The sequence below is a fragment of the Enterobacter sp. Cy-643 genome, assembly GCF_011752815.1.
Classification (GTDB): Bacteria; Pseudomonadota; Gammaproteobacteria; order Enterobacterales; family Enterobacteriaceae; genus Cedecea.
This window is the reverse complement of the sequence record NZ_VWWV01000003.1, coordinates 285,104-308,766: the sequence shown is the minus strand read 5'-3', so window position 1 is coordinate 308,766 and position 23,663 is coordinate 285,104. Positions and strand designations below refer to the sequence as shown.

General features: G+C 55.0%; 21 protein-coding genes. 17 read left to right on the top strand and 4 right to left on the bottom strand.

Annotated features, from left to right (window positions below; genetic code table 11):
* Positions 1-72: 72 nt before the first annotated feature.
* Both F3J29_RS14485 and proP read right to left on the bottom strand, forming a co-directional pair.
* Positions 73-1,641 carry an ABC transporter substrate-binding protein gene (locus F3J29_RS14485; RefSeq protein WP_166867088.1) on the bottom strand — a complete coding sequence of 523 codons (1,569 nt, stop codon included), beginning with the start codon at positions 1,639-1,641 and terminating at the stop codon, positions 73-75.
* A gap of 834 nt (positions 1,642-2,475) precedes the next feature.
* The gene (gene proP, locus F3J29_RS14480; protein ID WP_008460508.1) at positions 2,476-3,981 is read right to left on the bottom strand and encodes a glycine betaine/L-proline transporter ProP; all 1,506 of its coding nucleotides are present in this window, start codon (positions 3,979-3,981) and stop codon (positions 2,476-2,478) included.
* Positions 3,982-4,285: 304 nt separating this feature from the next.
* Between proP and F3J29_RS14475 the strand changes: the two genes are divergently transcribed.
* The 5 genes from F3J29_RS14475 (at position 4,286) to F3J29_RS14455 (ending at position 9,271) form a co-directional block, all read left to right on the top strand.
* Positions 4,286-5,806, top strand: a complete 1,521-nt coding sequence (locus F3J29_RS14475) for a methyl-accepting chemotaxis protein (RefSeq protein ID WP_166867086.1) — start codon at positions 4,286-4,288, stop codon at positions 5,804-5,806.
* A 225-nt stretch (positions 5,807-6,031) separates the two neighbouring features.
* Entirely contained in the window at positions 6,032-7,963 is a 1,932-nt protein-coding gene (locus F3J29_RS14470) for a PatA/PatG family cyanobactin maturation protease (protein WP_166867085.1), read from the top strand.
* Between the two features lie 82 nt (positions 7,964-8,045).
* Entirely contained in the window at positions 8,046-8,195 is a 150-nt protein-coding gene (locus F3J29_RS14465) for a hypothetical protein (protein ID WP_166867083.1), read from the top strand.
* A gap of 170 nt (positions 8,196-8,365) precedes the next feature.
* Positions 8,366-8,704, top strand: a complete 339-nt coding sequence (locus F3J29_RS14460; protein WP_286175393.1) for a hypothetical protein — start codon at positions 8,366-8,368, stop codon at positions 8,702-8,704.
* Positions 8,705-8,776: 72 nt separating this feature from the next.
* Positions 8,777-9,271: a hypothetical protein gene (locus F3J29_RS14455; protein ID WP_166867082.1), complete on the top strand. Its 495-nt coding sequence runs from the start codon at positions 8,777-8,779 to the stop codon at positions 9,269-9,271.
* Positions 9,272-9,390: 119 nt separating this feature from the next.
* On the opposite strand, the gene F3J29_RS14450 is transcribed toward F3J29_RS14455, so the two are convergent.
* Positions 9,391-10,080: a response regulator gene (locus F3J29_RS14450; RefSeq protein WP_166867080.1), complete on the bottom strand. Its 690-nt coding sequence runs from the start codon at positions 10,078-10,080 to the stop codon at positions 9,391-9,393.
* 11 nt (positions 10,081-10,091) lie between these two features.
* A complete protein-coding gene (locus F3J29_RS14445) occupies positions 10,092-11,708 on the bottom strand; it encodes an ATP-binding protein (RefSeq protein WP_166867078.1) in 1,617 nt (538 codons plus the stop codon).
* A gap of 305 nt (positions 11,709-12,013) precedes the next feature.
* On the opposite strand from F3J29_RS14445, the gene F3J29_RS14440 reads away from it, so the two are divergent.
* The 12 genes from F3J29_RS14440 (at position 12,014) to uxuR (ending at position 23,403) form a co-directional block, all read left to right on the top strand.
* The gene (locus F3J29_RS14440) at positions 12,014-13,378 is read left to right on the top strand and encodes a 2-hydroxycarboxylate transporter family protein (RefSeq protein WP_166867077.1); all 1,365 of its coding nucleotides are present in this window, start codon (positions 12,014-12,016) and stop codon (positions 13,376-13,378) included.
* 23 nt (positions 13,379-13,401) lie between these two features.
* The gene (locus F3J29_RS14435) at positions 13,402-14,271 is read left to right on the top strand and encodes a fumarylacetoacetate hydrolase family protein (protein WP_085542423.1); all 870 of its coding nucleotides are present in this window, start codon (positions 13,402-13,404) and stop codon (positions 14,269-14,271) included.
* Positions 14,272-14,275: 4 nt separating this feature from the next.
* Complete coding sequence (citC, locus tag F3J29_RS14430; protein WP_166867075.1) at positions 14,276-15,319, top strand: [citrate (pro-3S)-lyase] ligase; 1,044 nt, start codon at positions 14,276-14,278, stop codon at positions 15,317-15,319.
* A gap of 24 nt (positions 15,320-15,343) precedes the next feature.
* Positions 15,344-15,637 (top strand): citrate lyase acyl carrier protein, encoded by a 294-nt coding sequence (citD, locus tag F3J29_RS14425; protein WP_166867073.1) that lies wholly within the window; start codon positions 15,344-15,346, stop codon positions 15,635-15,637.
* Positions 15,634-16,509 carry a citrate (pro-3S)-lyase subunit beta gene (gene citE / locus F3J29_RS14420; protein ID WP_008460523.1) on the top strand — a complete coding sequence of 292 codons (876 nt, stop codon included), beginning with the start codon at positions 15,634-15,636 and terminating at the stop codon, positions 16,507-16,509. The genes citD and citE overlap by 4 nt, the downstream gene beginning before the upstream one ends.
* Before the next feature lie 10 nt (positions 16,510-16,519).
* Positions 16,520-18,052, top strand: a complete 1,533-nt coding sequence (citF, locus tag F3J29_RS14415) for a citrate lyase subunit alpha (RefSeq protein ID WP_166867071.1) — start codon at positions 16,520-16,522, stop codon at positions 18,050-18,052.
* A complete protein-coding gene (gene citX / locus F3J29_RS14410; RefSeq protein ID WP_166867069.1) occupies positions 18,049-18,588 on the top strand; it encodes a citrate lyase holo-[acyl-carrier protein] synthase in 540 nt (179 codons plus the stop codon). The genes citF and citX overlap by 4 nt, the downstream gene beginning before the upstream one ends.
* On the top strand, positions 18,566-19,411 hold the full coding sequence (citG, locus tag F3J29_RS14405; RefSeq protein WP_166867067.1) for a triphosphoribosyl-dephospho-CoA synthase CitG: 846 nt from the start codon (positions 18,566-18,568) through the stop codon (positions 19,409-19,411). Before citX ends, citG begins: the two co-directional genes overlap by 23 nt.
* An 86-nt stretch (positions 19,412-19,497) precedes the next feature.
* A complete protein-coding gene (gene curA, locus F3J29_RS14400; RefSeq protein ID WP_166867065.1) occupies positions 19,498-20,529 on the top strand; it encodes an NADPH-dependent curcumin/dihydrocurcumin reductase in 1,032 nt (343 codons plus the stop codon).
* A 363-nt stretch (positions 20,530-20,892) separates the two neighbouring features.
* Positions 20,893-21,105 carry a transcription antiterminator/RNA stability regulator CspE gene (gene cspE / locus F3J29_RS14395; protein WP_008459989.1) on the top strand — a complete coding sequence of 71 codons (213 nt, stop codon included), beginning with the start codon at positions 20,893-20,895 and terminating at the stop codon, positions 21,103-21,105.
* Between the two features lie 256 nt (positions 21,106-21,361).
* The gene (uxuA, locus tag F3J29_RS14390) at positions 21,362-22,546 is read left to right on the top strand and encodes a mannonate dehydratase (RefSeq protein ID WP_166867063.1); all 1,185 of its coding nucleotides are present in this window, start codon (positions 21,362-21,364) and stop codon (positions 22,544-22,546) included.
* A 74-nt stretch (positions 22,547-22,620) separates the two neighbouring features.
* On the top strand, positions 22,621-23,403 hold the full coding sequence (gene uxuR, locus F3J29_RS14385) for a Uxu operon transcriptional regulator (RefSeq protein ID WP_166867061.1): 783 nt from the start codon (positions 22,621-22,623) through the stop codon (positions 23,401-23,403).
* The last annotated feature ends 260 nt before the right edge of the window (positions 23,404-23,663 follow it).

Below are 23,663 nucleotides of genomic sequence, written 5' to 3'. Positions count from 1 at the left end.
ATGCGCTAATGGTGATGGACCCCTCGACCGGCCTCTTTCACGACGGAAAGGGCGGGGCGAGGGGCCGTTCAGTTATTTCGTGACGTTATCGTAATACACCATATCCGCATTCAGGCCCTGCTGGTAGCCTTTGATGTTATCGCGCACCACAACCTGAGTTTTACCCTGGTCAATAAACACATACGGGGAACTGCGCTGCAGCTCTTCCTGCAGTTTGGTATAGAGATCTTTGCGCTTGGCCGGGTCGGCCTCCGCCACGGCAGCCAGCGTTTGTTTGTTCAGCTCCGGGATCTGCCAACCGTTCAGCCCGGCCACGGTGCTCGCTTTACCGTCGTTAAAGGCGAAAGCACTGGCGTTGGAGTGGGCGTCGAAGTAATCCGGGATCCACAGGCGAATCGCAGCCTGATGCTGTTTCGCGCGCACGCGGGCATATACCTGGCTTCCGGCGGCTGGCAGCAGATCAACCTTCACGCCGCCCTGGGCAAAGCTTGCCTGCATTGACTGAGCGATGGTGATAAACGGCGGTTTGTTTTCCACATCCAGCGAGAAATGCGCGTCTTTGATACCCGCTTTCGCCAGAATTTCTTTCGCTTTCGCCGGGTCAAATTTGAACGGAGTGTTTTCCAGCGCGCCCGCGAAGCCGACCGGCAGGAAGCTCTGGTGAACGAAGTACTGACCCTTCAGCAAATCTTTGGTGATGCCCTGGTAATCCACCAGGTAGCGGGCAGCTTCCCACAGCGCCGGGTTTTTCAGCAGCGGGTTGGCGTTGTTGCCGACGTTAAACACCAGATAGTTCTGCTCGGCTGAAGGAATGCTCAGCACCTTCACGCCAGGCTTGCCTTCCAGCGCGCTGGTCTGGTCAGACCCTAAATCGCGGGCGATATCGGCGTCACCCTGCTGAATCAGCAGGCGGCGAGCGGCCGGATCGGGCACGTTTTTAATGATGATGTTCTTCACTTTTGGCGCGTCGCCCGGAGAAGTCGGGTTGGCATCCAGCACGATAGCCTGATGCGGCTGATAAACGCGCATTTTGAACGGACCGCTGCCGGCAGAGTGCATTTTCAGCCATTCGTTGCCGAAGTCGCCTGATTTCACGTTCGGTTCAACCGCTTTTTCATCCACGATAGAGGCGATAGGCGTGGAAAGAATATTCAGCGCAACCGCCGGGCTGACGTCCGCGGTCCAGTGCACTTCCAGCGTGTGGTCATCTACTTTCTTCAGCTGGCTGGCGATGTTGTCCGGCTGCCAGCCCAGTACGTTCAGGATAAAGGCCGGGGATTTGTTCAGGGTGACCGCGCGGGTGTAGGAGAAGATCACGTCCTCCGGGCGCAGCGGGTTGCCGGAGGCAAATTTAGCATCCGGGCGCAGCTTGATGGTCAGCTTCTTATTGGCCGCATCGCCCTGCCAGCTTGCCGCCAGAATCGGCACGACTTTGGCCGGGTCCGTGCGGTCTGCCTGCACCAGACGCTGATAAAGGCTTGGTACGGTCTGAATACTTGAGAGTTCGTTGGCTTCAGCCGGATCAAGGCTGACGATGTCATCCAGCCCTTGAGCAACCACCAGGGTATCCGGTGGCGTTGCAGCGTGGGAAGCCGCAGACAGCGCAGCCAGTAGCAGTAATGGCAGAACTTTTTTTTGCATGTGTGTACCCTGTAATTGTGTTTTTTATCGACTTTTCTCTGTGTATTTACGTTAGGTGAGTTATCTCAATTCACAAAGTCAAAATTGCGCTTTGCATATAAATATACGATATATCAAATGCGATAAAGTGATGAAAAACTGGGAGCGGATTCGCCTTCTGGAAGGATTACTCCGTTTCTAGAAATGCTCTCGATTATGTAGAGGTAGCTAAGTTTCCGTTCACTTCCAGTTCTGTTTTATCTGTGGCTACTGTACCGGTGAACGTCTTAGGGGAGTCACCGTCACTCCCCCGAGACCCCGGACTCCCGGCCAAATAAATCGACCGCTGAAGCGGCAGACCTCCGTTTTATCTCCCAGTCCTGGGTCGGCTGAGATGCGTTCCCGACGCTCTCAGCCTCCGGCCGTTCCCGACGGCCGGACCCTGGCCAGTCGGAGAGAAAACGCAGGCGATTTAAGCCGGAACCGTGCCTCGCTTTATGTTCAGCACTGACTCTAACCGCAGCGTCGCTTCTGGTTTTTACCCTCACCCTAACCCTAAAAGGGAGAGCGGATAAACCACGTTCCCCGTAACTTGTTTTCTCCCTCGCCCCTCTGGGGAGAGGGCCGGGGTGAGGGGCATAGCGTAATACCAGCCGAGACGTTCACATGCTCGGTAGCGGCAGATAAAACAGAACTGGAAGTGAACGAAATCTCATCTGCCGCTGCATTATCGTGGATATTTTCCACGAAGAGGCAGAACTGGAATAAGAGCAAAAAAAGCCCCCACGCGCTGGTGAGGGCTTCTCTATTCATCCCCTCTCCCGCACGGGGAGAGGGGCAGGGTGAGGGGAAAAACTACTCGTTAATCCTCGGATGCTGATCCACCAGCAGAGCACGTTTCGCCTGCAGCGTTTCGATTTCCTTATCCAGGTCCTCAATTTTCTGCTCGATATTGTCGTGATGCTCCTGCACGATTTCACGCGCTTCGGCAATATCAGACGCCGCAGGCGTCGCGCCTTTCAGCGGCTTATTGGCGGTCTCTTTCATGGTGATCGCGGTAATCAAGCCGATAATCGCCACCACCATCAGGTAGTAAGCCGGCATCATCAGATTTTGCGTACTTTCGACCAGCCATGCGGCAAGCGTTGGTGTCAGGCCGGCAATCAGCACCGAAATGTTAAAGGCGCTCGCCAGGGCGCTGTAGCGGATGTGGGTCGGGAACATCGCCGGTAAGGTCGAGGCCATCACCCCAATAAAGAAGTTCAGCACCACCGCCAGCACCAGCAATCCGGCAAAAATCAGCCCAATGGCGCCGCTGTTAATCAGCATAAAGGCCGGGATAGCGAACGCGAACAGGCCAATACTGCCGAGGAAGACAAACGGGCGACGACCAAAACGGTCGCTCAGCAGGCCGATCATAGGCTGCACGAACAGCATCCCCACCATAATGGCGATGATGATCAGCACCCCGTGCTCTTCCGAGTAATGCAGGTTGTGGGACAGATAGCTCGGCATGTAGGTCAGCAGCATGTAATAGGTCACGTTGGTTGAAATCACCAGACCAATACAGACCAGCAGACTGCGCCAGTGCTTAGTGGCAATCTCTTTGAACGAGACTTTCGGCCCTTCGGCCAGGCCTTCGCGATCGCCTTGCTCCATTTTCTCAACGTGCTGCTGGAATGCCGGGGTCTCTTCCAGCGCATGGCGCAGATAAAGCCCGATAATACCTAACGGCAGCGCGAGGAAGAACGGAATACGCCAGCCCCAGTCGAGGAAGTTTTCTTCGCCAACGATAGCGGTAATCAGCACAACCACGCCCGCGCCGCAGACGAACCCGGCAATCGAACCGAAGTCCAGCCAGCTGCCCATAAAGCCGCGTTTACGGTCGGGAGAGTACTCGGCCACGAAAATAGACGCGCCGGTATATTCCCCGCCGACCGAGAAGCCCTGGGCCATTTTTGCCAACAGCAGCAGGATAGGTGCCCAGATGCCGATAGTGGCGTAGGACGGGATAAGCCCGATGGCAAACGTACTGAGCGACATGATGACAATGGTGATAGCCAGGATTTTCTGACGACCGTATTTATCCCCTAGCATCCCGAAGAACAGTCCACCTAGCGGGCGAATCAGGAAAGGAACAGAGAAGGTCCCCAGGGCGGCAATCATCTGCACGCTAGGGCTGGCGTCCGGGAAGAAGACTTTACCCAGAGCGTAAGCAACAAAACCGTAAACACCGAAATCAAACCATTCCATCGCGTTGCCCAGTGAAGCGGCAGTGATGGCTTTTTTCAGACGCGCATCGTCAATGATGGTGACGTCACTGACCTTGATCGGTCTGACTTTCTTTTTCCTTTTTAGCATTCTTTATCCTCGTGTTTTCCTTGCGGGGGTAAAAATTCCCTCTGTAAGTGTAGTGCGCCGCGCAATAAGCGCTGGCGAAAACTGCAGCACTCAGATGAGGCGGCAATAAAGCGAAGTGAAAAGTAATAACCTATTGAAACTATGTGAAATGCAACGCTTAAACTAGTCTCATAAATTATGTGGCTAATACTTAGAACTGTGATCAATATCAAATTTTTTAACTAAAGTAAAATTTCGCTACGCCGAAATAACATGCATACCACCAAAGAATTAACATCTGGATAACCTCTCAAAGGGAGTTGCTATGTCCGCCCATGTGCCGGTCACCCAGCGTGAGTACGCGCTTGATGACGATACGACCCTGATGTCCACCACCGATCTGAAAAGTTACATTACGCACGCGAACGACACCTTCGTGCAGGTCAGTGGCTATTCGCTCCATGAGCTAAGCGGCGCCGCGCACAACCTCGTGCGGCACCCCGACATGCCCAAAGCGGCCTTTGCTGATATGTGGTTTACCCTACAGCAGGGCGAGCCGTGGACCGGCATCGTGAAGAACCGCCGTAAAAACGGCGATCATTACTGGGTTCGCGCCAACGCGGTGCCGGTGGTGCGTCACGGTAAAACCACGGGCTACATGTCTATCCGTACCAAAGCTACGGCGGAAGAGGTTGCCGCCGCTGAGCCGCTCTACAAGGCGCTGAATGAAGGCCGCAGCAACAAGACCGTTTATAAAGGGCTGGTGCTGCGTAAAGGGGTATTCGGCAAGCTGCCAACCCTGTCGTTGCGCTGGCGTATTCGCGGGTTAATGAGCGGTTTGTTCGTTCTGCTGTTGGCCTCGGCGTTTGCCCTCGGGCAAAGCCCGCTGCAAATGTTAGCTATCGCGGCGTTTACCGCCTTAGCTTGTGTATTACTGGAGTGGCAAATTGCTCGTCCGCTGGAAAACGTGGCTCGCCAGGCGCTGGAAGTGGCCACCGGCAACAGCCACCGCGTGAAGCACCTTCAGCGCAGCGATGAAATCGGGGTGATCCTGCGCTCCATCGGCCAGCTTGGGCTGATGTGCCGCTGGCTTATCAACGACGTCAGTAGCCAGGTGGCGAACGTGCGCAGCGGCAGCGAGGCAATGGCCAAAGGGAATGACGATCTGAATGAACGTACTCGCCAGACGGTGGTTAACGTGCAGCAAACGGTGGCGACCATGAACCAGATGGCGGCGTCGGTGCAGACCAATTCGGAAACCGCCTCGGCGGCAGACAAACTTTCCAGCTCCGCCAGCGACGCGGCGGCACAGGGCGGTCAGGCGATGGAAACCGTGGTCACCACCATGGACGACATTGCCGACAGCACCCAGCGCATCGGCTCTATCACCAGCCTGATTAACGACATCGCTTTCCAGACCAATATTCTGGCACTTAACGCGGCGGTAGAGGCGGCTCGGGCCGGTGAGCAGGGCAAAGGGTTTGCCGTGGTGGCCGGGGAAGTACGTAATCTGGCACAGCGCAGCGCCAGCGCGGCCAACGATATCCGTAAGCTGATTGACGCCAGCGCCAGCAAGGTACAGTCCGGCACGGTGCAGGTGCATGAGGCGGGGCGCACCATGCAGGATATTGTGGCTCAGGTGCAGAACGTGACTCAGCTTCTGGGGCAGATAAGTCACGCCACGTCAGAGCAGGCCGATGGTCTGGCGGACATCACTCGCGCGGTGGCCGAGCTGAACGCCATCACGCAGAAAAACGCTGCGCTGGTAGAAGAGAGCGCGCAGGTCTCGGCGATGGTGAAGCACCGCGCCACCCGCCTGCAGGATGCGGTCACGGTGCTGGGGTAGGGCTTTTCAGCAAATATTAACCAGATAAACCCGCTTGTTAAACAGCGGGTTTTTTTATATATATATTGCTGGCGTTATTTAATATATTCTCCCTTCTCTTTATTAATACATAATATATTTCACATCAAAAGACCGTTTTAAACTGATACCAAACTGATACCAACAAATAAATTTAATGCGTTTATATTCATTTCAAGACGCCGGGGATTTATTTGAGGTATTAATATGAAGCTATCTTTCGATAATAAAAATAACCGCTCTGCAATTAATCATCTTGATTATCTAAAACAGCTCGGCTTGCAGGGTGAAAAGATAAAAGTTGCGGTGATTGACAGCGTTATCGATACCCGCCATGAATTGCTTAGTCATTTAATAATTGATAGCGATGAAAATTATAAAGCAGATAATATGGGGCACGGAACGGCCGTTTGCAGCATTATTTCAGGGCGTGGTGTAGGTTTTGCGGAAAAGTGCCACATCATCAATATTCCGGTTTTTCATGAAGACCATCAGGGAAATTTAAAGGGTTGCTCCGAACTCACCCTTGCCAAAGCGATAAATGAAGCGAAGCGGCAGGGATGCCAGATCGTTAACATCAGCGGGGCGTCATTGTCCGTAAACGGTCGCGGTAGCGATCAGCTCCGCCAGGCTGTAGAAGCCTGCCAGCAAGAAGGTATTTTGATTGTGGCTGCGGTGGGGAATGAAGGCGTTGAACAAGAGTCCCTACCGGCAGCGCTTGAGTCGGTGTTAGCCGTCGGTGCGTGCGATAGCAACGGTATGCCTTCAGCATTCAATAATTACGGCTGGTTATTGCGTAAAAAAATGATACTGGCATCGGGTGTAGATATTCCTGCTGCTATTTCAAATAACCACTTTTCTTTTGTTTCCGGGAGTAGTTTTGCCGCACCAGTGATAACGGGAATAGCAGCGTTACTTTTCAATGCACTTTCACTGCATGGAAAGCAACAAGCGGCGGAGATAATTAAGAATATGCTTTTTGATTCGGCAACAACGCTTCAGCCTGCCGCATCCGAAAAACCGTTCTTTAAATTACACCGCCTGAATATTGCATCTTTATTACAGCATCTCGCGCGTGAATTAATTTCACCTAAACACAACAGGATACCTATTATGTCAACCGAAGAAAATAATATCACTCCGGCGGCCGACATTGTCAGCAGCCTTCAAACCGAAATTGCACTGCCATTTATTGAGTCAGCAGAGATTGTTAGCGCTGGGCTGGCGGATGCACCGCAGAACGTCAGCTTATCTTTACCTCAGATTACTGATTCAGCGGCACATAATTATGTTCATGCCCCGGTCAAGAGTGTCGTTCCTCAGTCCAGTGCAGATGCTCGCAGCGTTCGGCACCAGGAAAAAGTTTTCCTGATTGGCACGCTTGGCTATGACTTTGGCACCGAGGCCCGGCTCGACTACTTCACGCAGGTGATGGGTAACCAAAAGGGGCATCCTTTTGATCCCACCCAAATGGCGACCCATTTAACTGAAAATGACAATATTGAGCAGTCGGATGCGCTGATTTGGACGCTAAAAGTTGACGGTATTCCGGTCTATGCGATTAAGCCCGATTCTCAGTTCTCGGTGCTGGAATATGCGCGCATTGTTGAGTTTCTTCACGATCAGGAAACCAAGGGCGTGGAGCGAGTGTCCGTCGCAGGGATTGTCTCCGGCGAAACCAGGCTGTTTAACGGGCAGCATGTTCCTACCGTAACCCCGGTTCTGCGGGGTATGTTCAACTGGAAATCACGCGATCTGACAAAGCTGATTATGGGTGATGATGCCGTAGGCACGCCGAGGGCAGATGAGTTGTTGAACTTCATTAACCGTATTTATTACGAGCTGCGTAATCGGGGTTATTCCTCGCACGAACGTGCAATTAACTACGCGGCAACGAATGCCTATCAAATGCGTGAGATTTTTGATGATGCCTTTAATGAAGATCTCTTCCTGAATCAAATTAGCGCGGTGGTCAGCCCGGTTAGCAGGCCAGAATCTGATTGCTGGGATGTCGTTCTTGAGTTCTTTAACCCTAAAGAACGTTTGACAAAGGCACGTAAGCTATATCGTTACACTATTGATGTCAGCGATCTTATGCCAGTCACCATTGGCACATTACGTAGCTGGTATGCCTATTAATTAATTTAAAGTTTGCCATCAGCCGATGGCAATAAACCAGGTGGATAAACCACTACTCTGTAAATATATAAAGGATATTAAAATGAAACTTCCAACTCAAGCACAAAGCGTTGATCGTTCTAATCGTATTGCTGAAGCTAAAATGTCTGGCGTTAATCCAGCCTTTTGGGACTCGGTACTGAGCGTGCTGAAAAAAGCAGGCCAGGGCGCTCTTCAGGGCGTACTGAGCTAATAAAAAGGGCGTGCATATTTGTAATGCACGCCCTTCTTTTTTTGTTTTTTTACTGCACACAATAATAATGATGAGGATAAATAAATGTCACAAAATGGGGTCAAAATTAATGCGTTAGTGCTAAGGCGATTAAGACTAAAAAAAAATTAAGTCAGGAAAAACTTTCAGAGTTGAGTTTGAATAGCAAGTGTTATATTTCAATTGCAACGCTCAAGCGTGCTGAACTCGGTAAACCCGTTTCCCGAAGAACATTGAACAAGTTGCTCACTTTCTTCGACATTGAACCAGAAGCGCTGCTGGAGGCAGATGGATTGCCTGGCTGCAAAGCAGCTTTAGATTTTACGCCGATGTTGCAACCCATTGTGATTAACTGGGATTTACTGAGGACGTTGCCCGCCACCCAGGAACATGAATATTTGAACTATATTTGCAGTGAACTCCATGAATCCTTATTGAAGCTGAAAAGCGATGAGATGCTCTGTAAGATTTTTTCGCATCAGGGGAAATAATATTTCTCATGAGATGATGAGAAACCCAGCAGATTCACTGATTTTTACTTACACCATCAAAGAGGAAAGGTTATGCCAACAGAAACTATTGGTACATTTGAAATAGAATACAAACTTATTACCCGGCACGAACATCATGAGGGAGATTACCAGTTTGGTATGGACTTTAAATTATCTAACCGAGCGGGTCGTCCGATGTGTCAGTTAATCTATCCCGCCACGCCAGTAGGTAATAATCATGCCGGGCAATGGAATATCGACAATCATCAGCAACCGGGTGATATTACATCACTGTATTATCATGATTCAGAAAAGGGAACCATTATTGATACGCCACGCGAGCTTAGCCATTTTGGTCAGGGTGTTAAAAAAACGAAATTTACAGTTTATGCTATCGACCCAGGCAACGCTGAGCTGCTCGGAAATGGTGTTACTTTTGGTTATTACATTAATACCAGTCAACACGGTGAAGTGACAGCGTTCCTGGAAATGAAAAGCCATGTTATTACTAATGAAGAAATAGTGTTAATTAAACAGGCCTGCAATTTTATTAAGATCATTAAATAGTTAATTCTTATTCAGTATATAGCCAAAGGGGACAGCAGTGACGATCGCCAACGCTATTGTTAGCGCCCAGTTATGCCTGCATTTTCCCGATGCAGGCTTTTTTTATTTTGGCGATGGATTTAGCTCCGCTTATACAGACGGCGAGGGTGACCAATCTTGCCGTACAGCATTTCGACGCTGAGAAAGCCTTTCTCAACGCAGTGTTCCAGGTAGCGGCGGGCGGTGGTTTTGCTCAGTTTTGTTTCGCTGACCACGTCGTCTACCGAGAAACAGCGCTGAGCCTCTGCTTCGCGAAACAGGCGCTGGACCAGCTCCAGCGTATTCTCCTCGATACCTTTACTGCCCGCATCCAGCGGGGCGTTGCGCGCCTGCAGCTCGTAAAGCTTATCGACGTTCTGCTGATCCACCACCTTCCACTCGCGCTGCTGCTGGCTGAACTGGACGAAGCGCTCCAGCGAGTGGCTCAGGCGCTTCCAGGATACCGGCTTGAGGATGTAGTCAAACGCGCCGCTGCGAATCGCCTGGCTGCAGGTGTCCATGTCGCTGGCGGCGGTGATGAAGATCACCGAGCAGGCGTGCTGTTTTAAAAGGTCGCTGCCAAACAGCGTGATGCCTTTCCCGTCGGGCAGATAGTTGTCCAGCAGGATAAGCTGCGGCTGCTTTTCCAGCATCAGGCGCCTGGCGGCCGCCAGACTGTTGGCTATCCCCACCAGGTGCAGGTGGGGGTGCTTATCAATCAGCTCCGCATGAAGCTCGGCCAGCTCGCTCTCATCCTCCACGATAAGCACGTTAATCATTTCATTTTGCATACTCAAAAGCCTTACGTTGGGCTGAGGTCGCTCCCCGGAACGACAACATCTGGAATAAATACTGAGAACACGGTGCCGCTCGGCAGGTTATCGGAAACCTCCACGGTGCCCTTCGCCAGCGCGACGTAGCTGGCGATAAGGTGCAGGCCGAGCCCGTGGTCGCCGTGGGTTTTGGTGGTGACGCCCGGCGTGAAAATGTGATCACGCAGCTCAGGCGCAATGCCGACGCCGTGATCGGCCACTTCGATAACCAGCTCCCGGTCGTTTATCACGATATAGACTTCCACCGGCTGGTGCTCGCCTTCGGCGCGCTGGGTGGCTTCGATGGCGTTATCCAGCAGGTTACCAATAATCGAAATCAGCTCGGACTCCGGCACGTTGGTCGGCATCCTCGGCATGCTGCAGGCCGGATCGAACGCCAGAGACACGCCTTTCTCGCGCGCTCTGGCGTATTTGCCCAGCAGCAGGCCGCACAGCGTGGCGGAGCAGAAACGCGCTGAGACAAAATCCAGCACTTCCTGAGCGTGCTCGGACTGCGCCTTGATATAGCGCTTGGCGTCATCGTAGCGGGCCATATGCAGCAGCCCGGCCAGCGTTGCCATACGGTTAAGCTGCTCATGCCGCATGATGCGCAGGTTGTCCACATAGCGTTTTACCTGGCTGAGCTGGAAGCTCAGGCTATCAATATCTTTGCGGTCGCGGAAGGTAATCACCCAGCCCTGTAAAACGCCCTCAAGTTCGATGCGAACCCGGCTGGCGAGCACGCTGAGGTCGTTAAAGGCGCAGATTTCATCGTGAGTATCTCGCGCCAGCATTACCTGCGGATCAAAGAAGGTCACCGGCTGGATCACCTCGGCAATCTGCTTGCCGCGGATCTCGCGCGAAGGCTGCTCCAGGCCCAGCAGTTTCTTCGCCGCCTTGTTGATCACCTCGATCTGCGAATGACTGTCGATGGCGATCACACCTTCGTAGATCGACTCCATCATCGCTTTTTGCTGGCGCACCAGCAGGCTTATCTGCCGCGGCTCCAGCGAGAACATCTGCCTTTTGATACTGCGGGTGAAATACCAGGAAAAAATAAACAGCGCCAGCAGCAAAATGATCGCCGCCAGCAGGATGTTGATCACCTTGCCGGACGTGACGTCATCGAGGTAGCTCTTCAGGTAGCCCACCGACACGATGCCAATCACCTTGCCGTGCTGGTCGAAAATTGGGGCTTTACTGCGCAGCGACAGGCCGAGGCCGCCTTTGCGCAGCGTGGTGATGCTTTTGCCCTGCAGCACTTCCTCGTTATCGCCGCCGACCAGCGTTTTGCCCACGCGGTCGGCATGCACGGAATGATAGAGATGAATGCCGTGCTCATCGCCGATGACGATAAAGCTGGCGTCGCTATGCACGACCAGCTTTTGCATAAAGTTGTGTATTGCCGGAATATCCTTTTTTTCCACCGACTCCTGCAGGGTAGGAATTAAGGCAATTTCTTCCGCCTGAATTCTCGCTCGGGTGCTCATTTCCTGATAAAGCTGGCGACCTACATCGAAATAGTAATAGGTTCCGAGCATGGCAAAGAGCACGGAAAAAAAGGCAACCAGGTAGATAAATAAGCGTATCTGAAAGGACACTTTCATAGGCCAGGCGTGTATTCAGTGAGGCAAAATGGCAGCTTAACACCGATAACCCGCTGGCTGCGCGGCTTTGACAGAAAGTTTGAACAACCTCACGCAACGGCACTTTTCGCTAATATCCGCGAGTTTTTCGTTCGCCCTTAAGGTTTATCTAAGCCTCGAATAAAAACCATAAAAACCACGACAGAATAAAAACCATTAACGTCATAGATGCCTTTAAATTAACGGTTTTAATCTGCTACCCCTCACATTACAGGGGTATTTAATCTTTTAGTCTGCCCCGACAAATTAAAATAAGGGGCTTGAGTATGAGCACGACCGATGATTCCTACAACATCATTCCTGAATCCATTGATATTAATAAGCCAACGCTTAAAGAGCGCTGGTGGCATATTCTCGACAGCTGGAAAGTGGGGATCATCCCGCTGCCGCTGTTTGTGCTGGCAGGGGCGCTGATCGCCATCGACTGCCTCGGCGGCAAACTGCCGAGCGATATCGTGGTGATGGTGGCGACGCTGGCCTTCTTCGGCTTTGCCTGCGGCGAGTTTGGTAAACGCCTGCCGGTGATCGGCAAAATGGGCGCCGCCGCCATCTGCGCCACCTTCATCCCTTCCGCGCTGGTGTACTACGGCCTGCTGCCGGACGCGGTGGTGGAGTCCACCACCAAATTCTATAAATCCACCAACATCCTTTACCTCTACATTTGCTGCATCATCGTCGGCAGCATCATGAGCATGAACCGCACCACGTTGATTCAGGGCTTCCTGCGTATTTTCTTCCCGATGCTGTGTGGCGAAGTGGTGGGCATGATTGTTGGCATGGGCGTTGGCCTGGCGCTGGGCCTTGAGCCGTTCCAGATCTTCTTCTTCCTGATCCTGCCGATCATGGCTGGGGGCGTTGGGGAAGGGGCGATCCCGCTTTCCATCGGCTACGCCACGCTGCTGCATATGGATCAGGGCGTGGCGCTGGGCCGCATTCTGCCTATTGTGATGCTGGGTAGCCTGACGGCGATCGTTATCTCCGGCTGCCTGAATCAGCTGGGGAAACGCTTCCCGCACCTGACCGGCGAAGGCGAACTGATGCCGGGCAAAACCAGCCCCGGCGAGAAAGAGCAAACCGCCGCCCTGTTCAACGGCAAAGCAGACGTGACCACTATCGCTTCCGGCGCGCTGCTGGCGGTGCTGCTCTACATGGTGGGTATGCTGCTGCACAAACTGATTGGCCTGCCGGCTCCGGTCGGGATGCTGTTTGTCGCGGTGCTGATCAAGCTTTGCCACGGCGTTTCCCCACGCATGCTGGCGGGCTCGCAGGTGGTTTATAAATTCTTCCAGACCGCCGTGACCTATCCAATTCTGTTTGCCGTGGGCGTCGCCATTACGCCGTGGAATGAGCTGGTTGACGCTTTCACGATGACTAATCTGTTGGTCATCGTCAGTACCGTCAGCGCGCTGGTGGCGACCGGTTTCTTCGTCGGTAAAAAAATCGGTATGCATCCTATCGACGTGGCCATTGTGTCCTGTTGCCAGAGCGGGCAGGGCGGGACCGGCGACGTCGCCATTCTGACCGCCGGTAACCGCATGTCGCTGATGCCGTTCGCCCAGATTGCAACCCGCATTGGCGGGGCGATCAACGTCTCGGTGGCGCTGCTGGTGCTTGGCAACTTTCTTGTCTGATTTTTGAATAACCAGGAACTGTTATGAAACTCGCAAGTTATGTACTTCAGGGCCAGCGGAGCTACGGCGTGGTAACGCCGGAAGGCATCGTTGACCTGGGCCGCCGTTTAGGCTCGCGTTTTGCGGATTTAAAGGCTTTGCTGGCGGCAGACGCGGTGCATGAAGCGCTGGCGTTTGCCGGGCTGAAAGCCGATGTGGCGGCGTCAGACGTTCGCTGGCTGCCGGTCATCGAACGCCCGGAGAAAATTCTCTGCGTCGGCATGAACTACGCTGACAAGCGCAAAGAGTTCGACCAGCACAACCCGGCCCCAACCCTATTTGTGCGCTTTGCCGACTCCCAGACCGGGCATGATTCCCCGGTGGTGAAACCGCATCACTCCAGCGAGTTCGACTATGAAGGCGAGCTGGCGGTGATCATCGGCAAAGGCGGAGTGAACATTTCTGCGGCGGATGCCCTGAACCACGTTGCGGGCTACAGCTGCTATATGGACGGGTCGGCGCGCGACTGGCAGCACACCTGGTTTACCGCCGGAAAAAACTGGCCGCAGACCGGGGCTTTTGGCCCGTGGATGACCACCTCGGATGAAATACGCGATCCGCACGATCTGGCGATCCGCACCTGGCTGAACGGGCGCATGGTGCAGGAAGACAACACCAGCAGCATGATCCACAAGGTCGCCGAGCTTATCGAATATATCTCGACCTTTACCTCGCTCAGCGCGGGGGACGTGATCATCACCGGTTCTCCCGGTGGAGTCGGCAAAAAGCGCACGCCGCCGCTGTTCATGCAGCCGGGAGACCGCATCGAAGTTGAAATTGAGCGCATTGGCCATCTCAGCAACGTGATCGTTGCGGCCCGCGAGCCTCAGGCTTCCGGGGCGGTAGCGCACTAACGCTATGTTCCAGGCCAACCCCATCGAGTTCAGTACCGTCGATCCGCTGCGCCAGCCGCAGGCGCTGGCCGCCATCCGGGATCTGCTGGGGCGGAACCAGCTCGGGCTGGACGGCGACATTCAGCTGTTCGTTGTCGCCCTTTCAGGGGCAAAAATCGTCGGCTGTGCCGGGCTGGCGTGGCGCACCATTAAGTGCGTGGCGGTGGATGAAGCCTGGCGTGGGGACAACCTCAGCGTACGTTTGCTGGGGGAAATCCAGCATATCGCGATGGAGCGTGGGCAGGCGCATTTGTTCCTGTTCACCCGCCCCTACAACCTCGACCGGTTTCGCCAGAGCGGCTTCTGGCCGCTGGTGCAGGTGGATGAGGCGGCGGTGCTAATGGAAAACACGCCCGTCGGCATCAGCCGCTACTGCGCCGGGCTGGAAAAACTGCGGAAACCGGGCAACCGGATCGGCGCCATTGTGATGAACGCTAACCCGTTCACTCTCGGCCACCGCTATCTGGCCGAGCAGGCGGCACAGCGCTGCGACTGGCTGCATCTGTTTGTCGTGCGTGAGGATGCTTCGTTTTTTCCGTTCGAGGAACGGTGGGAGATGGTTCGCCAGGGAGTGGCCCACTTGCCTAATGTGATTGTGCATCCGGGATCAGACTACCTGATCTCCCGCGCCACCTTTCCGGGCTATTTCCTGAAAGAGAGCGGGCTTATCGACAAAACCTGGAGCGCAATGGACCTGATGATTTTCCGCGACTACGTAGCGCCGGCGCTGGGCGTGACGCACCGCTTTGTCGGCAATGAACCGTTCTGCGCGGTGACCCGGGAATACAACCAGGCCATGCGCTACTGGCTGGAAGTGCACCGTCACCACAGCGCGGCGTCGATCCAGGTGGTCGAACTGCCGCGTAAATGCCATGCCGCCGGACGAGAGATTTCCGCCTCTGAAGTCCGGGCCTTACTCAAGAGCCAGCAAATGGCCCGCATCCGGGACATTGTCCCGGACAGTACCTTTAGCCATCTCCAGCGGCACTACGCGCAGGATGTGGCCTGATTTCTTTAACCAGGACAAAGCCTTATGAGAATCGTAAAGCAAGCCTTAGCCGGGACGCTGGAGTCCAGCGATCTGCTGGTCAGAGTCGCCCCCGCCGAAGGTGAGTTCAGCCTGATGATACACAGCGAAGTACAAAAGCAGTTCGGGGAACAAATTCGCCGCGTGGCGGAGCACACGCTCGCTAAGCTCGGCGTGAAAGCGGGCATTTTTATTCTGGAAGACAAAGGGGCGCTGGACTGCGTGATCCGCGCCCGTCTGCAAAGCGCGGTGCTGCGTGCCGCCGATGCCGAACAGATTGACTGGGGAAAACTACAATGAAAAAACTCCGTCGCAGCATGTTGTTCCTCCCCGGCGCGAACGCCGCCATGCTTTCCACCGCCTTTATCTACCGCCCGGATTCGATCATGTTCGATCTGGAAGACGCTGTGGCACTCCGCGAGAAAGACACCGCCCGCGTGCTGGTGTTTCACGCTCTGCAGCACCCGATGTACCGCGACATAGAAACCGTAGTGCGCATTAACCCGCTGAACACGCCGTTTGGCCTGGCCGACCTCGAAGCTGTCGTTCGCGCCGGGGTGGACGTGGTGCGCCTGCCAAAAACCGACACGCCGGAAGATATCTTCCTGCTGGAATCTCACCTCGAGCGCATTGAGCGTGAGTGTGGCCGGGAGCCGGGCTCCACCAAACTGATGGCGGCGATCGAATCCGCCGTCGGCGTGATCAACGCCGTCGCCATCGCGCGTTCTTCCCCGCGTCTGATTGGTATTGCGCTGGCGGCGTTTGATTACGTGATGGATATGCAAACCGAGCGCGGCGACGGCACTGAGCTGTTCTATGCCCGCTGCGCGGTGCTGCATGCCGCGCGCGCCGCCGGGATTGACGCGTTCGACGTGGTTTGGTCTGACGTGAATAACGAAGCCGGGTTCCTGCGGGAAGTCGAGCTTATCCGCAAGATGGGCTTCAACGGTAAATCGCTGATCAACCCCCGGCAGATTGAGCTGCTGCATAACGCCTATGCACCAACCCAGGACGAAGTCGATTATGCCCGCCGGGTGATTGCCGCCGCCGACGAGGGGGAGCGCAACGGCCTGGGCGTGGTGTCGCTCAACGGCAAGATGATCGACGCGCCAATCATTAACCATGCGCAGGTGGTGCTTGAGCGCGCCGCAGCTTCCGGCGTGCGCCGTTAAGGACAAAACAATGAGCAATATGACCGAACTTTTACACCTTGAGTACCCGCATCTTTCCCACCTGCGAAGCTTTGACGGGGCGCATCAAACCACGCCGTGGCTGGCGGATGCCGAGGCGAAGAAAACCCGCAAGCTTTGCGACACGCTGGAGCAGGCGATTGCCCAAAGCGGGCTGAAGGACGGCATGACCATCTCCTTCCATCATGCTTTCCGGGAAGGCGATCGGGTGATTAATCACGTGGTTGCCACGCTGGCTCGCCTTGGATTTAAAGATCTGACGCTGGCCTCAAGTTCGCTGATGACCTGCAACGAGGCGCTGATTGAGCCCATTCGCAACGGGGTTATTACCCGTATTTACACCTCCGGAATGCGCGGCAAGCTGGCGGAAGCGATCTCTCATGGCCTGATGGCCGAGCCGGTACAAATCCACTCCCACGGCGGGCGCGTGAAGCTGCTGCAGGACGGCGAGCTAAATATCGACGTGGCGTTTCTCGGCGTACCGTGCAGCGACGAATACGGCAATGCCAACGGCACCCACGGTAAATCCTGCTGCGGTTCGCTGGGCTACGCCAAAGTAGACGCCCATTTTGCCCGCAAAGTGGTGCTGTTAACCGAAGAGCTGGTGCCGTTTCCCAACATGCCTGCCAGCCTGATGCAGGATGAGGTGGATTACATCGTCAAGGTCGATACCGTTGGCGACCCGGCGAAAATCAGCGTCGGCGCGGCACGCGTCACCAGCAACCCCCGCGAGCTGATGATTGCCCGCACCGCAGCGGAAGTGATTGAACATTCGGGCTACTTCCACACCGGCTTCTCCATGCAGACCGGCTCCGGCGCGGCGGCCACCGCCTGCACGCGCTTTATGGAAGAAAAAATGGAGCGTAATGGCGTCGTCGCTCGCTTTGCCCTCGGGGGGATCACCGGCAGCCTGGTAGATCTTCATGAAAAAGGGCTTATCGAAAAACTGCTCGATACCCAGTGCTTTGACGGCGAGGCCGCCGCTTCGCTGGCGCGCAACCCGAACCACGTTGAGATCTCCACCAACGTCTACGCCAACCCCGGTGCGAAGGCCACGAGCTGTGACCAGCTTGATGTGGTGATCCTCAGCGCGCTGGAGATCGACATCGATTTTAACGTCAACGTGATCACCGGATCCGACGGCGTGATGCGCGGCGCATCCGGCGGACACTGCGACGTGGCGAGCGCGGCAAACCTGACTATCGTGGTTGCTCCGCTGCTGCGCACGCGCATTCCTACCGTTGTTAAACGGGTGACCACGCGCGTTACGCCCGGTGAAAGCATTGATGTGCTGGTGACGGATCACGGCGTGGCGGTTAATCCCGCTCGGCCGGAGATCCGTGAACGGCTTGAGGGCGCGGGGATGAAGATCGTAAGCATAGAAGACCTTTACCAGCGCGCTATTTCCCTGACCGGCGAGCCAAAGCCGATCGAATTTACGTCGCGCATCGTCGGCGTGATCCGCTACCGCGACGGCAGCGTGATCGACGTGGTGCGCCAGGTCAAAGAGGAGTCAGCCCAATGAGTGAAACGCTTGTGAAAGCGGAGGACGTTAGCCTTGTGGCCCTGCTTGAGGCGAAAGAGCGGCGGGCGCACCGGCAGCAAGAGTGGCTGGTTAAGCACCGGCAGCCGGTGCTTTCCCTGACGCTGGTGACGCCCGGCCCGATAAAAGACGGCATTCGCTACCGTAACTGCATGGCGGTGGCGCTACAGGCTTGCGACCAGCTGCTGTGGGGCAACCGCTGGCCGGTGCTCGAGCGGCAGGTACTGTGGCTGCCGACCGGGGCCGAAGCGATGTGGAGCGTGGCGCATTCGGCCAGCGAACTTAAGGCGGCCACGGTCGGGCTGGAGCAAACCCATCCGCTCGGCAGGCTGTGGGATGCGGATGTGATTTGCCCCGACAATGGCCCGGTCGGGCGGACTTCGCTGGATTTGGCGGGCCGGCGCTGCCTGGTGTGTAACGAACCCGCGCACGCCTGTGCACGCTCCCGTCGCCACCCCATGGATGAAGTGACCGCGCGCGTCGAGAGGCTGATAGATGGCTGGTTTGCCAGGGATTAAGTTGAGTTCTGTCGGCGCGCCGGATGTGCCAGACCTGGCGCGGCAGGCGCTGCTGGACGAGGTGTGGCTAACGCCGAAGCCCGGGCTGGTGGACGCCGCCAACAACGGCTCGCACCGGGATATGGATCTGCCGATGTTTCTCGGCAGTATTGCGGCCATTGCCCCCTGGTTCAGCACGTTCCACGCTCTGGGGCATGAGCATGCAGGGCGAGGTACCAGCGAAATGCTGCGGCTCATCCGCCCGGCGGGCATCGCCTGCGAACAGGCGATGTATCAGGCCACTCAGGGCGTGAATACGCACAAGGGTGGCGTGTTTTCGCTGGGGCTGCTTTCTGCCGCCGCTGGCCGCCTGCAGGGCCAGGGCAAAGCGCTAACTGTATCCGCGATATGCGCCACCGTGAGCGAGATCTGCAGCGGGATTGTAGAAAGGGAACTGGTTGCGTCCCGGAAGGTTTCTACGGTTGGCGAAAGGCTTTATCAGCAGTTTGGCCTGACCGGCGCGCGCGGCGAGGCGGAAAGCGGATTCCTTACTGTGCGCCAGTATGTGCTGCCTTACTGGCAGGCGGAAAGCTGCCCGAAGCGCCGGCTGCTGGCGGCGATGCTGCGCCTGATGGCCGCTAACCCGGACACCAATCTTGTTTCGCGTGGCGGGTTAAACGGGCTGCGCTATGTGCAGCGTTACGCCACACGCCTGCTGCTGCAGGGCTGGCACGAGGACGATCTCCGGCAGATGGACGCCGACCTTATCGCCCGTAATCTCAGCCCCGGCGGGAGCGCGGATCTGCTGGCCGTCAGCGCTGTTTTAGCGGAAATTGCGGGGTAATAGCTATGCAGCACGAATTTCATGCTAATTGCACCGGTTTTTGTCTAGGCTGAGTTTTTCACTCTTGAGAATAAAAGGAGTACCTCATGGCTCAGACCGCAGATAAAAACCGTCGTTTTGTGCTGGCGAAGCGCCCGCAGGGCATGCCAACCCGCGAAGATATCTCTCTGGAAGAAGTCGCTGTCCCAGCGCCGGGCAAAGGTGAAGTGCTGCTGCGCACGCTTTTCCTGTCCCTCGATCCGTATATGCGCGGGCGCATGAGTGACGCTAAATCTTACTCGGCGCCGATTGCCATCGGTGAAGTTATTGTGGGGGGAACCGTCAGCCGCGTGGAAAGCTCGCAGCATCCTGATTATCAGCCGGGCGATCTGGTGGTGGCCGACTCTGGCTGGCAGGACTATTCGCTTTCTAACGGGGAAGGTCTGCAGAAGCTGGAGAAAAACATGTCTCACCCTTCCTGGGCGCTGGGGCTGCTCGGCATGCCGGGCTTTACCGGTTACATGGGGCTGACGGATATCGGTAACCCGCAGCCGGGAGAAACCGTGGTGGTTGCGGCAGCCAGCGGCGCGGTGGGTTCGGTGGTGGGGCAAACCGCTCGCCTGCGCGGGGCGAAAGTCATCGGCATTGCCGGCGGGGAAGATAAGTGCCGCTATGTAAAAGAGACGCTGAAATTTGACGAGTGCCTCGATCACCGCGCCAGCGATTTTGCTGAACAGCTCGCCAAAGTCTGCCCGAACGGCATCGACGTCTATTTTGAAAACGTCGGCGGGGCGGTGTTTGACGCGGTTTTCCCGCTGCTGAATACCAAAGCGCGTATCCCGGTTTGCGGCATGATCAGCCAGTACAACGGCAACAACAGCGCTTTTGAGCATGACCGCTTGCCGGAGCTGATGGCGACCATCCTGAAAAAACGAATGCGTGTGGAAGGGTTTATCATCAGCCAGGATTACGGCCACCGTTACCCCGAATTTTACAAGCAGATGAGCGAGTGGATTGCCGCCGGAGAGATTGAGTTCCGGGAAGATATCGTGGACGGGCTGGAAAACACCCTGGAGGCGTTCCAGGGGCTGCTGTCCGGGAAGAACTTCGGCAAGCTGATTGTGAAGGTGGCGGAGTAAGATTGACCCTCACCCCGGCTCTCTCCCTGGAAGGGAGAGAGGGGAATCAAACGTTCTTTGTATGAATTCCCTCTCCCCCGTGGGGAGAGGGTTAGGGTGAGGGGAAGCCTCGCTCCCTTAAATGAGAATTTTTTTTATTTCCCCGCTGCACTTGCTAAATGACGGCGAACGTGAGAGATTAGCGCCCGGTTTGGAACACAGACCTTATGAAAGCAGTTTTAGTAAAGCAGTCCTCAGTTCAAGCGCTATCTTAGATATCCCTTCTTCTCGAGTCTCCTCCTAAGTGCCCGAATAAGTCCAACTCTGCTGAACAGACCATGTTCGCCGCGTTTAGTGGCTCAAGAAACTGAAAAGGTAATATCTATGTCTAACAAAATGACTGGTTTGGTAAAATGGTTCAACGCTGAGAAAGGTTTCGGCTTCATCTCTCCTACCGATGGCAGCAAAGATGTATTCGTACACTTCTCTGCAATCCAGAGCGACAGCTTCAAAACCCTCGACGAAGGCCAGAAAGTTGAGTTCTCTATCGAGAACGGCGCTAAAGGCCCAGCTGCTGCTAACGTTGTTGCGCTGTAATCCAGCCTGACGTTTCAGAAGTGAAAAAACCCGCTACGGCGGGTTTTTTTGTGCCTGCAGTTTATAGATGTCCTATAGCTTTTGCGCTTTCCTGCCCAATGTTGTGTGTTAAATTGTGATTTTGGTTAACCAATTATCCATTCAGGATTGACACATCAGCCGAATTGGCCGAACGTAGACGTTATCTTATGCACCAGAATTGGTGCCTAATCATCATTGTCTATTGGTCAACCAATTTGAGCTGTGAGGGGACATTATGAAGCAAACCTGGCGCTGGTATGGTCCAAACGATCCGGTCAGTCTGGCCGACGCCCGGCAGGCGGGGGCGACAGGGATCGTCACCGCGCTGCACCACATTCCGAACGGTGAAATCTGGCCAGTCGAAGAAATTCTGAAACGCAAAGCCGTGGTGGAGGCCGCCGGGCTGGTCTGGTCGGTGGTGGAAAGCGTGCCTATCCATGAAGAGATCAAAACCCGCCGCGGGCAGTACGATTTGTGGATCGAAAATTACTGCCAAAGCCTGCGTAACCTGGCGGAATGCGGCGTCTATACAGTGTGCTACAACTTCATGCCTGTACTGGACTGGACGCGCACCGATCTCGAATACCTGCTGCCGGACGGTTCCAAAGCGCTGCGCTTTGACCAAATCGAATTCGCCGCGTTTGAGCTGCATATTCTGAAGCGCAAGGGAGCAGAGGCCGACTACAGCGCGGAAGAAATTGAACAGGCAAACCGACGCTTCGCGGAAATGCGCGAGGATGAAAAAGCGCGGCTGACCCGCAACATTATCGCTGGCCTTCCTGGCGCAGAAGAAGGCTACACGCTCGACCAGTTCCGCGCCCAGCTGGACACCTACCAGGATATCGATAAAGCGAAACTTCGCGAAAACTTTGCCTACTTCCTTGAGGCCATTATCCCGGTTGCTGAGCAGGTTGGCATCAAAATGGCCGTTCATCCGGACGATCCTCCGCGCCCAATTCTTGGCCTGCCGCGCATTGTTTCGACCGTGGAGGATATGCAGTGGATGGTGGACACGGTGAACAGCCCGGCGAATGGCTTCACGATGTGTACCGGCTCTTATGGCGTACGGGCCGACAACGATCTGGTCGGCATGATTAAACGCTTTGGGTCGCGCATCTACTTCACGCATCTGCGCTCAACGCTGCGGGAAGACAATCCTAAAACGTTCCACGAGGCCGCACACCTTTATGGCGACGTGGACATGTATGAAGTGGTGAAAGCCATTGTGGAAGAAGAGCAGCGCCGCAAAGAAGCGGGGCAGCCAGAGCTGATTCCGATGCGCCCGGATCACGGTCATCAAATGTTGGATGACCTGAAGAAAAAGGTGAATCCCGGCTATTCAGCGATTGGCCGCCTGAAAGGGCTGGCTGAAGTGCGCGGCGTTGAGATGGCCATCCAGCGCGCGCTCTTTGGTCAATAGCCCTCGCCGGGCCAGGGAATGGGTCAACCCGTTATGCTATAGTCCGGCTCATTCCCTACCCGCTGTGAGTAAATATGAAACCGCAAATCCAGGACAAACCTGCCGCGCAGCCGCAGCGGCCTTATCAGGAAGTTGGCGTGATGCTGCGCGACATGATTGCGCGGCAGCAATATGCCCTGGGGGATCGTCTTCCGCCCGAGCGTGAAATCGCGGCGCTGCTGTCGGTGAGCCGCACCGTGGTGCGCGAAGCGCTGATCATGCTGGAGATTGAAGGGCTGGTGGAAGTCCGACGTGGGGCGGGTATTTTTGTGGTTGCCATGCCGGATAAACTCGCTAACCCTCCAGTTAGCACGAGCCAGTGCAACGACGCCGGGCCGTTTGAGCTATTGCAGGCGCGCCAGCTGCTGGAAAGCAATATCGCGGAGTTTGCCGCCCAGCAGGCCACACGGGAAGATATTCTGAAAATGCGCCAGGCCTTGCAGATAGAAGAACAGGAACTGGCTGCCGGGGATAACGAAAGCGGCGACAGGCAGTTCCATCTTGCCGTGGCCGAGGCCACCCACAACAGCATGCTGGTGGAATTGTTTAAACAATCCTGGCAGTGGCGTGAAAACAACCCGATGTGGATCCAGCTGCACAGCCATCTTGAAAACAACCACTATCGGCAAGAGTGGCTCGCCGACCATAAACAAATCTTTGCGGCGCTGATTAAGAAAGACGCCAAAGCGGCCAAACACGCGATGTGGCAGCACCTCGAAAACGTTAAAAACAGGCTGCTTGAGCTGTCCGACGTCGATGATATTAACTTCGACGGTTATTTGTTTGAGTCCTGGCCGCTGAACGAGCCCGGGCGTTAATTCTCGATAAGGCCAGCTATTTCGCTGGCTTTTTTTGCTCTGTATATCCTTTCTTTTTTAGAACGGTAGTTTAGCTGGATTGTATTTATATTCATTTAATGAATGATCTGGTGTGGGTGATTTATTGAATGAATAGCTTGTGATGTTCTTTTTATTTTAAATGAGAAGAGTGTCATAAATAATAATCTCTTTGAGAGGTCAGTCTGGTTTGTTTTATAAAATATAATCATTATCCATGAATCTTATTGTACTAAAAAATG